Below are 9657 nucleotides of genomic sequence, written 5' to 3'. Positions count from 1 at the left end.
GCGGAGCGGATGTGGGAGTGGCTGCACGACAAGGACACCGCCTCCGGCGGCGGCAGTTCTTTTTGGCGCCTTCGGCGCGGCCGCGAATCGCTGTCACGCGCAGTGCGCTTGTGCGATGGCGCCTTCGGCGCACCGCCTACCCGTGTCACGCGTGCCGCAGTTGCGCGGAGCGGACGTAACGGCGGCTGCACGACTCCGTCTCCGGCGGCGACAGTCCCGGTGGCGCCTTCGGCGGCGGCTGTCGTTTCGGCGCCTGCGGCGCGGCCGCGGACTGCTGTCGGGCGTGCTGCGGTTGCGGGGAGCGGATGTGAGTGCAGCGAAGACGGCAGGTGGAGGGCGAAGGGTGTGGGGGTGTGGACGACGTTTTGCGGGGTTGCTCTGCAGGTGATGGGTCGGGGGCAGGTGGTGCGTCGACCTCTGAATCGTCGGCCAGCGGTCTCAGCGTGCCGAAGACTTGAGAGCGGTCCTGAAAAACCTCAACAGCTTTTTCTTCAATTGTGCGGGTTACCCTTCGGTCGTGCATTGGTTGATCGGAAAAGTTAACCGTTGAGTGGGTTGTCTGTGGTTTGTTTTCATTGGGTGGGAATGGGGTTTTGGGGTGGTTGCGGGAGGTGATTGAACAATTACTTCCAGTGCATAGCGCGGTTGTGTGATCGTGTCGTATCGTCGCGTCATCGCCAGGCCTTGGTGGGGGTTCTGGTCTTCGAATCCTTTGTGTGCGACGACTTCGGAGCTCGGATGACCATGGACGGTGCTGTCGTGGTGCCCGGAACCAGCCAGGGCGCTCAGTGGGTCGACGATGTGCTGCTGGCCGGGCCGGCGGGTGACATCTGCTTTCGATTGCCTGAATCCGTTGACCGCGCGACGTTACGCCGGTTGGTGCGGGATCGGCAATCGGAATTGGCCGACGCCGGTTTTCGGCCCGGTGGTGCGGCGGCGTTGAGATTTCCGCCGTCAATGGCATTCGTGACGCATTTGCTGGCGGTTTGGCGCAGTGGCGGGCAGGCGATCCTGCTCGACCACCGGCTGACCGACTACGAGGTGCGGCGCGCGATCGAGCGCCTCGTCCCGCAGGTGGTCGTGTCGGCGGCCCGGCCGGTCGCGGCCGGCCTGCGCACGTTCGTCGAGGTCGACACCGACGTTGCCAGCTATTCCGGTCATCCGGCCGGTACGGCGCACGCCGTCGTACAGCTCAGCTCTGGATCGACCGGTCCGTCGAAGGTGATCGGCCGGACCGCGGAGGACCTGGTCGAGGAAGTACTGCGCTACACCAAGATCGACGGTGTTCCGTTGCGCGGTGAGCGGCTGGTCCTACTGCCTTCGATGGTGCACGTGCTCGGTTTGGTCGGGGGCCTGCTGTACGGGCTGCACGCCGGGGTCGAGTTGGTCCCACCGGCGCGGCTCACCGGTGACGCGATCGTCCACGCGATCGCGTCGGGTACGACGCCGGCGACCGTGCTCGGGGTGCCGTTCCACATCGGACTGCTCGCCTCGGTGCAGGAGCCGCCGAAGTTGCCGCAGTTCAAGCGGATGACGACCGGCGGCGAACTGGTCCCGGCCTCGGTGTCGCAGTCGTTCGAGACGAAGTACGGCGTACCGCTCGGCAACATGTACGGGATGACCGAGGTCGGGGTCATCGGCACGGACCTGTACGGCGAACACCGGCCGGCGATCCGGCCCGCGCCGGGGATCGAGGTCCGTGCGGTCGACGGCGAACTCCACATCCGCCGGCCGGAGTCGCCGTACCTCGGCCTCTCGGATCCCGCACGCTGGGCGGACGGCTGGCTGCGGACGCGCGACGCGGGCGTTGTCGACCCGGAGACGGGGCTGGTCAGCATCAAGGGCCGGCTCGACTCGCAGGTCTCCGTGGGCGGGACGAAGGTCGATCTGACAGAGGTCGAGTACACCCTGGGCACGCTCCGCGGCGTCGAGGCGGCCGTCGTCGTCTTCGACGGCTCGATCACCGCCTACCTGCAACTGAACGAGCGCCGCGACATCCTGCACCTGGAGAGCGAGCTCGCTCAGCTCCTGGCGCCGTACAAGCGGCCCCGAACTCTCCGCATCCTCGATCAGCTCCCGCGCACCACGACGGGGAAGCTCGTCCGGGACCTCACCGTCCTCCGCAAGGCAGCGTCCTGATGCAAGGCCTCGCCGTGATGCTCGGTCAGCGCCACCTCGGCAACTGTCGCAGGCAGAGCCAAAGCCACCACCGTCTGCTGGTCGACAGGCAGATGCACCACGGCGAGCCCCGGATCCGCGGACGGGACCAAGCCGGCGCGAAGCGTCCGACCCGAGTCGGGGGACTCGGGCAGTGGCATGCGTCGGCGGAGGCCGGTGTTCCGAAGCCCCAGGCCGAGGGCCTTTCCGACCGCCTCCTTCGCCGTCCACAGGTGGAGGAAGGCAACCAGCTGGTCGGGCTGGTGCGCCATCCATTCCAGCTCGGACGGGTCGAACCAGCGGCGAGCCAATCCAGCGATCTCCCGCGGGTACACATCTTCGACGTCCACACCAACCGGGCCGGCCGCGGATGCCGCGACAGCCACCAGGTCGCGGCTGTGGCTGATGCTCACCGCGAGACCGTCCACGCAGGGCCGGCCGCCGGGCTCGTGGCGCAGCACGGGGGCGCCGTCGGCCAACCCGTCACCGAGCAACCCGCCAGCGAGCGACCCGTCGCCGAGCGACCCGTCGCCGAGCGACCCGTCGCCGAGCGACCCGCCACCGAGCAATGTGGTGGCGAGGTCGACGAGGAGCTCGCGGGCCGCCGAGCGCTGATCGACGCCGGCCGGCGCCACCCACACATGTACCGGATCACCCACCGAAAGAAGGTAACCCGATGAAGGACGAGGTGCGCGCTTTCGTCATCGCGCAACTGCAGGACATGAACTACGACACCGAGGGCATCGACGACGACACCACGCTCGGCCCGGCCGGGGTCGACCTGGAGTCGCTGGCGCTGGCGGACCTGTCCGTCCGGGTCGAGGACCGGTTCGGCGTACGGTTCTCCGACGACGAGTCCGAGCAGTTGGCGTTGATGACGGTCGGCGAGTTCACCACCGAGGTGGCCGGCCGGGTAGCCCAGCAGGTCTGATGACCTCGACCCCACCCCCGCCCGGGCGGGCAGAGATCATCACCTGGCTGGCCGGTCTCGGCGAACGTCCACCGGCCGCTGAGCGGATCGACTCGATGGAGCTGGCCTGGCTGGTCCATCAGGTCGAGCAGCGGTACGGCGTGGAGCTCTCCGACGACCAGTTGGAACGCATCGCGACCGTGGACGACGCGGTCACGGTCCTCGCCGAAGTGCTGACCAGTCATGTCTGAACCCAGACCGGTCTCCGTCACCGGCCTCTCGATCCTGACCGCCCTCGGTCGAGGCCCTGAGGCCCAGCTGGTCGGTACGGCGGCCTTCAGCGAGGTCGAGCGTTTCGACACAACCAACCGCCGCGTGCACCATGCCGCCACCACCGCCGACGCCGGCACGCTCGAAGAGGAGTTGGACCTCGCCGTAGCCACCGCCTGCGGGCAGGCAGGTGTCGACCGCAGCACGACACCGCTCCTGCTCGCGCTGCACACCGCCCCAACCTGCGACTTCGGCCAGCAACGCGTCTACACCAGCGCTTGCGTGTCAGCCAGTACGGCGATTGCCGACGCCGCAGCGCTGATCCGCAACGGGCAGGCCGACCGCATCGTCGTAGCAGCCGGCTATCTGGTTGAGCCGGACCAGTACGCGCTCTTCGACGCCGGCAGAGCCCTGTCCGACGACCAGACCGTGCGCCCGTTCAGCCTCAACCGCCGAGGCCTGCTACTGGGTGACGGCGTGGCCGCAGTAGTTCTACAAGCAGGCGAGGGCGTGGCGGAGGTCGTCGGTTGGGCCCGGGCGGGAGACGCCTATCACCCATGCCAACCAGCACCGGACGGTCGAGGCCTGGCCGCAGCCATCCAGTCGGCGCTGCACAGGGCCGGCCTCGCGCCCGACGACATCGGCTACATCAACGCCAACGCAACCGGCACAACGTTCAGCGACGCCGCCGAGGCGGCAGCAATCAACCACACGTTCGGCCAGACCCACCGCGTGGGGAGTGGAGGGGTTCCGGTGAGCTCGACGAAGAGTGTGCATGGGCATGCGCTGGAGGCGTCAGGGTTGGTCGAGTTCGTTGTGACGGTGCAGGCACTGCGAGAAGGGAAGCTGCCGGTCAATGCGGGCTTCCTCGAGCCTGACCCCGACTGTGCGCTCGACCTGATCCTGGATGCGCCGCGACCGGCGCTCTCGCCGTATGGGATGACTCTGAACTCGGCGTTCGGTGGCGCCAATACCGCTTTGGTGGTACGGGCGGCATGAGCAAGTGGACGAGAGCACCGCAGCCGGTTGTGCTCGCAGAAGGTCACTGGCCGGAGCCGCATGACGACGTCGAGACAGGGCCGCCGGCCCTACCCGGGTTCTTGCTCTCCCCGTTCAACCCACTGGCCGCGGTGGCCGCGGATCGTTGCCTGAGCGCCCTACCAGGGCGGCCGGCACCCAGGACGGGGATCGTGCTGGTGAGCGACGGTGACCGGGTCAGCGCCGAGCACGTTCGCCGGGCGGTTGCCGACGGCAAACGAATCGGGCCGCTGTTCTTCTTCCAGTCGGTGCCGAACAGCGTGGCGGGGCTGATCGCCGCGCAGTGGGAGTTGCGCGGACCGGTGGTCTGCGTGACGGACGGCGGACTCGACGAGGCCGCCCTGCTGATCGGCGACGGTGACGCCGATCAGGTGCTGATCGTGCAGGTGGGTGCCGACCGGGCGTCCGCCCAGTTCGTGAGTGGGGGAGACCCGACATGAAGAGCCTGAGAGCCCGACTGGCCGCGGACCCGGCGATCGGCGCCGGCAACGTCCTGGCCGGGGTGATCGCCCACGGCGCCGACCTCGACGGCCCGGGGCTGACCTTCGACACAGCCTTCGACCACTACCCGGCCGAGCACCCGCTGACCCTGGGCGAGCTCGACGAACGGGTCCAGGCCCGTACGGCGTGGCTGCACGAACACGGCATCGGCCGCCGGGACGTGGTCGCGATCTGGGCCACCGAGGCCGCCGACATCGTGCCGAGCTTCCTGGCTCTGACCCGAATCGGCGCCATTCCGGCACTGATGAACGGCAAGATGAGCCCGCCCATCGCGGCGGAGTTCATCCGCCGTCTGCGCGCCACCGCAGTACTCGCCGACTCGTCCCATCGAGCGCTGCTCCCGACAGACGTCCTCGGGGAGCCGCGCGAGCTCGGCACCGGCGACCCGGCCAAGGCGCCCGAACACTACCGTCATCACGCCGACGACCCCATCGTCATCACGCACACCAGCGGCACGACCGGCGTACCGAAGGCGGTTCTGCACACTCACACGACCTTGTACGCCGCTCTGCGACACCTGCTCACCATGCCGCAGGCGCAGGGCACCGACAGGATCCTCAACGCGCTGCCGATCCCGCACACCGCGACGATTCTGATGGTCAACCAGGTGCTCGGCAACCGCGCCGAGATGCTCCTGCTGTCGAGTCAGGACGCTCCCGCCGTACTGCGGCAGATCGAACGCTGGAAGCCGCGCGCCGTCTACGGTTTCGCGGTCACCTGGGCCGGTCTGGCCCGCGAGGACCTGAGCAAGCACGACCTGGACTCGGTCCGGATGTGGTTCAACACCGGCGACTGCGCGCACGAGCCGCACATCCGCAAACTCGTTGCCGTCGGCACCCGCGAGACCATCACCCGGGACGGGCGGACGACCGTCAAGGGCTCGCACTTCGTCGACGGTCTCGGCTCCAGCGAGATGGGGCACAACGGCTTCCACATCACGCACACGATCGACAGCGACCACTACGGCCGCTGTATCGGCAAGCCGTACGAGTTCGCCCAGGCTACTGTGCTGAGTTCGACGGGTGAGGAACTGCCGCCGGGGAAGGTCGGCCTGCTCGGCTTCCGATCGCCGTCCGTCTCACCCGGCTACTGGAACGACTCGGTCACCACGTACCGCTTCCGGCTGAACGGCTGGTTCCTCACCGGCGACCTGGTCTACCGCGACGACACCGGTCACTTTTTCCACCTCGACCGGGTCCCCGACGCGGTCGCCGGGTTCGAGGGGCCGCAGCTGTTCACCTCGATGTCCGAGGAGCGCATCCTGGCCGCACTCCCCGACGTCCTCGACTGCACGGTCGTGATCCTGCCGGAGAACGGCAAGTACGTCGCCGAGGTGCTGCTGGAGTTGGCGCCCGACGCAGCCGCGCTCGACCGCACGGACCAGGTGAAGGCGGCGGTCGGCGACGAGGTCGCGTCGATCATCCGCAAGGTCACCGTGGTCGGTGGAGACGAGGTGCCGGTCACTGTCACCGGCAAGGTCCGCAAGGTCGCGCTTCGCGAGGAACGCACGACAGGGGCGGACGTGTGAGCGGGCCGCGCGTCACGATCACCGGGATGGGTCTGCTCACTCCGGTCGGACGTGGCGTCGAGACCGTGTACGACGCCTTGTTGCACGGCCGATCCGGGATCGTGAAGCCGCCGGCAGACCACCCGATCGCGAACTCCGTCGAACTCGCGGGCATCCTCCCGGCGTTCGACCCGGGAAAGATCGCGTCAGGTCCGGACGGCAAGGTCATGGATCGCACGGTGATCCTCGCCCAACTCGCCGCCGAGGACGCACTCGCCGACGCCGGCCTGGCGATCGGCGACACCATTGACCCCGATCGCATCGGCGTGATCATCGGCGGTGTCGGCGGGATGGCGACGCTCGAACAACAGGTCCTCGCCCGAGCCGAACGAGGTCGCGCCGCCGTCAGCCCGTACCTGCTCACCGGCATCCTCCCGAACATGCCGGCCGCTCGAGTCGCCATCCGCTTCGGCCTCCGTGGCTACACCTCGTCGGTCGGTACGGCGTGCGCGTCCGGAGCACAGGCGATCGCCGACGCCGTACGCCTGATCCGGTCGGGAGAGGCGGACGTCGTACTGTGCGGAGCCAGCGAGGCGCCGCTGTTCCCCACGTTCGCGGAGACGTTCGCCAACGCCCGGGCGCTGGCGCGCGGCTGGGACGACCCGGCCCAGGCCAGCCGCCCGTTCGACCTGCGCCGCAACGGCTTCGTCCTCAGTGAGGGCGCGGCGCTGCTGGTGCTGGAAAGCGCGGCGCATGCTGCGGGTCGGGGAGCCCGGGGGTATGCGGACGTCGCGGGCTACGGCGTCAACTCGGACGCGCACCATCCCACCGCACCCCGGCCGGACGGGGTGGGGGCCGCCGCGTGCATGGAGAGGGCGCTGGTGAGCGGGGGCGTCGAGCCCGCGCGAGTCGGTTACGTGAATGCGCACGGCACCAGCACGAAGCTCGGCGATGTCGCCGAGTCCGTGGCCATCGGTCGCGCGTTCGGTGAGCACAGGCCGGCCGTGAGTTCGACGAAGGCCTTGACCGGCCACATGCTCGGCACTTCCGGCGTGGTGGAGGCCGCAGCGACCGCGCTGGCCGTCAACACCGGCCTAGTGCCACCGACGTACCACCTGGACGATCCGGACCCCGCGTGCGCGGTCGACCACGTGCGCAAGGAACCCCGGGAGATCCGGCTGGAGTACGCGCTGTCGAACTCGTTCGGGTTCGGCGGCCAGAACGTGAGCCTGCTCCTCGGCACCGCCAGTACGCCGGAGCGGCGAGACATCAACAGTGAGGTGAGGGTGTGATGGAGATCTACGGGATCGACCACGTGGAGTTGTACGTGGGCGACGCTCGACAGGCCGCGTTCTACCTGGGGCACGCGTTCGGTCTGCAGATCCACGGTCAGGGCGGGCCGGAGACCGGGCTGCCGGACCAGCGGTCGCTGCTGCTGCGCGAGGACGCCGTACAGCTCGTGCTGACGTCCGGCCTGGCCGCGGACCACCCGGCCGCGGCGTACGTGCAGCGCCACGGGGACGGGGTCGCGATCGTCGGACTCGAGGTCGACGACGCGACGGCGGCGTACGCCGAACTCGTTGCCCGCGGCGCCGAAGGGCTCCGGGAGCCGGTCTGCTACGAAGGCGGCGACACGACCGTGGTGCTCGCGGAGGTGGCCGGGTTCGGGGACGTGGTCCACCGGCTGGTCGAGCGGCGTGGACCGCGGCACGACTTCCTGCCCGGCCGGATCCAGATCACCGAGCCGAGCCGTGGGCCGGACGAGAAGCTGTTCAGCGAGATCGACCACCTGGCCATCTGCGTGCCGTCCGGTGAGCTCGAGCCGACCGCGAAGTTCTACGAGGATGTGTTCGGCTTCCCGCGGATCTTCGAGGAGTACATCGAGGTGGCCGGCCAGGGGATGGACTCGAAGGTGGTCCAGAGCCCGTCGAAACACGTCACCTTCACGCTGATCGAGCCGGACCCGAGCCGCCGCCCCGGCCAGATCGACGACTTCCTCACCTGGCACGCCGGCGCCGGTGTACAGCACATCGCCCTGCGGACCAGCGACATCGTCGAGGCGGTCAGCACACTGGCCGGTCGCGGGGTGAACTTCCTCGGTACGCCGCCCGCGTACTACGAGGCGCTGCCGGACCGGGTCGGTGAGCTGGAGACGCCGATCGAGGACCTGCGGGAGCTCGGCATCCTGGTCGACCGCGACCACTGGGGTCAGCTGCTGCAGATCTTCACCGAGTCGATGCACGTCCGGCGCACGCTGTTCCTGGAGATCATCGAGCGGCGCGGCGCGATGACGTTCGGCAGCGGCAACATCAAGGCCCTCTACGAGGCCAAGGAACGCGAGCTGGCAGGAGCCGACGCATGACGACGCTGGAATTCAAGCTCTCCGAAGAGGAGGTCGAACTTCTCCCGACCGACGAGGACGTTGCCTTCTACAACGAGCACGGCTGGTACCTGTCGAAGAAGCTGCTCACCGACGAGGAGACCGAGGAACTGGTCGACGCCAGCGAGCGCTACTACGCCGGCGAGCGCGACCGGACCCTGCCGGTCCGCCCGCCGAAGCTGGCGTACTGGGACCCCTCGAAGGGTGACGTGCAGCGGCACAACGACTACGTGCACTACGAGCACGACGGCCTGGCCAAGATCCTCCGCAAGCCGCTGATCGGCGCGGTCGCGGCCCGGCTGGCCCAGGTCGACGAGATCCGGATCTTCCAGTCCACGCTGATCTACAAGCCGCCGATCGAGGGCGAGCCGTCGAACATCGTGCCCTGGCACTTCGACAAGCACTACTGGTCGTCCTCGTCGTCGGACCGGATGCTGACCGCGTTCATCCCGTTCCACGACTGCCCGCCCGAGATGGGCACGATCACCATGGTGGACGGCAGTCATCGCTGGAAGGAGATCGGTTCCGACGACACCGTCGTACGCCACTTCGCCGAGCGGGACCGGTCCCAGCTCGACCAGATGCTGGCCGAGAACGCCGCGTACAACAACGCCGAGGTGGTGAAGGTCCCGATCACCATCCCGCGCGGGCACATGAACTTCCACCACTGCCGGACGTACCACGGCAGCGGCCCAAACGTCAGCGACCGTCCCCGCCGCGCCATCTCGCTGCACCTCCAGGACGGCGCCAACCACTACCGCGAGTTCCCGCTGTCCGACGGCACTCTGGCCGCGTACAACCACGACGTCCTGGTACGCCGTACGTCCACAGGCCACCCCGACTACGCCGACCCCGACTACTGCCCGACCCTTTGGGCCGACCGCTGAGGAGACC

General features: G+C 68.7%; 10 protein-coding genes. 9 read left to right on the top strand and 1 reads right to left on the bottom strand.

Features of this window, described 5'->3' with window-relative positions; all coding sequences use genetic code 11:
• Positions 1–738: 738 nt before the first annotated feature.
• On the top strand, positions 739–2139 hold the full coding sequence (locus ACYVOK_RS01390) for a class I adenylate-forming enzyme family protein (protein WP_460660363.1): 1401 nt from the start codon (positions 739–741) through the stop codon (positions 2137–2139).
• Here the strand turns inward: ACYVOK_RS01390 and ACYVOK_RS01385 are convergent.
• Positions 2070–2816 carry a 4'-phosphopantetheinyl transferase family protein gene (locus tag ACYVOK_RS01385; protein ID WP_460660362.1) on the bottom strand — a complete coding sequence of 249 codons (747 nt, stop codon included), beginning with the start codon at positions 2814–2816 and terminating at the stop codon, positions 2070–2072. The two genes, ACYVOK_RS01390 and ACYVOK_RS01385, sit on opposite strands and share 70 nt — an antisense overlap.
• A 17-nt stretch (positions 2817–2833) precedes the next feature.
• On the opposite strand from ACYVOK_RS01385, the gene ACYVOK_RS01380 reads away from it, so the two are divergent.
• The 8 genes from ACYVOK_RS01380 (at position 2834) to ACYVOK_RS01345 (ending at position 9650) form a co-directional block, all read left to right on the top strand.
• On the top strand, positions 2834–3088 hold the full coding sequence (locus tag ACYVOK_RS01380) for an acyl carrier protein (RefSeq protein ID WP_137259095.1): 255 nt from the start codon (positions 2834–2836) through the stop codon (positions 3086–3088).
• Positions 3088–3318, top strand: coding sequence for a phosphopantetheine-binding protein (locus tag ACYVOK_RS01375; protein WP_460660361.1), 231 nt, complete (start codon positions 3088–3090; stop codon positions 3316–3318). Before ACYVOK_RS01380 ends, ACYVOK_RS01375 begins: the two co-directional genes overlap by 1 nt.
• A 124-nt stretch (positions 3319–3442) precedes the next feature.
• On the top strand, positions 3443–4336 hold the full coding sequence (locus ACYVOK_RS01370) for a beta-ketoacyl synthase N-terminal-like domain-containing protein (protein ID WP_460660360.1): 894 nt from the start codon (positions 3443–3445) through the stop codon (positions 4334–4336).
• A 197-nt stretch (positions 4337–4533) separates the two neighbouring features.
• Entirely contained in the window at positions 4534–4815 is a 282-nt protein-coding gene (locus tag ACYVOK_RS01365) for a hypothetical protein (RefSeq protein ID WP_460660359.1), read from the top strand.
• Entirely contained in the window at positions 4812–6404 is a 1593-nt protein-coding gene (locus ACYVOK_RS01360; protein ID WP_460660358.1) for a class I adenylate-forming enzyme family protein, read from the top strand. Before ACYVOK_RS01365 ends, ACYVOK_RS01360 begins: the two co-directional genes overlap by 4 nt.
• The gene (locus tag ACYVOK_RS01355; protein WP_460660357.1) at positions 6401–7675 is read left to right on the top strand and encodes a beta-ketoacyl-[acyl-carrier-protein] synthase family protein; all 1275 of its coding nucleotides are present in this window, start codon (positions 6401–6403) and stop codon (positions 7673–7675) included. Before ACYVOK_RS01360 ends, ACYVOK_RS01355 begins: the two co-directional genes overlap by 4 nt.
• Positions 7675–8745 carry a 4-hydroxyphenylpyruvate dioxygenase gene (gene hppD / locus ACYVOK_RS01350; RefSeq protein ID WP_460660356.1) on the top strand — a complete coding sequence of 357 codons (1071 nt, stop codon included), beginning with the start codon at positions 7675–7677 and terminating at the stop codon, positions 8743–8745. The genes ACYVOK_RS01355 and hppD overlap by 1 nt, the downstream gene beginning before the upstream one ends.
• The gene (locus tag ACYVOK_RS01345) at positions 8742–9650 is read left to right on the top strand and encodes a phytanoyl-CoA dioxygenase family protein (protein WP_460660355.1); all 909 of its coding nucleotides are present in this window, start codon (positions 8742–8744) and stop codon (positions 9648–9650) included. The genes hppD and ACYVOK_RS01345 overlap by 4 nt, the downstream gene beginning before the upstream one ends.
• Positions 9651–9657 lie beyond the last annotated feature (7 nt).

Source organism: Kribbella swartbergensis (assembly GCF_054784135.1).
This window is presented reverse-complemented; position numbering and strand designations above follow the sequence as displayed.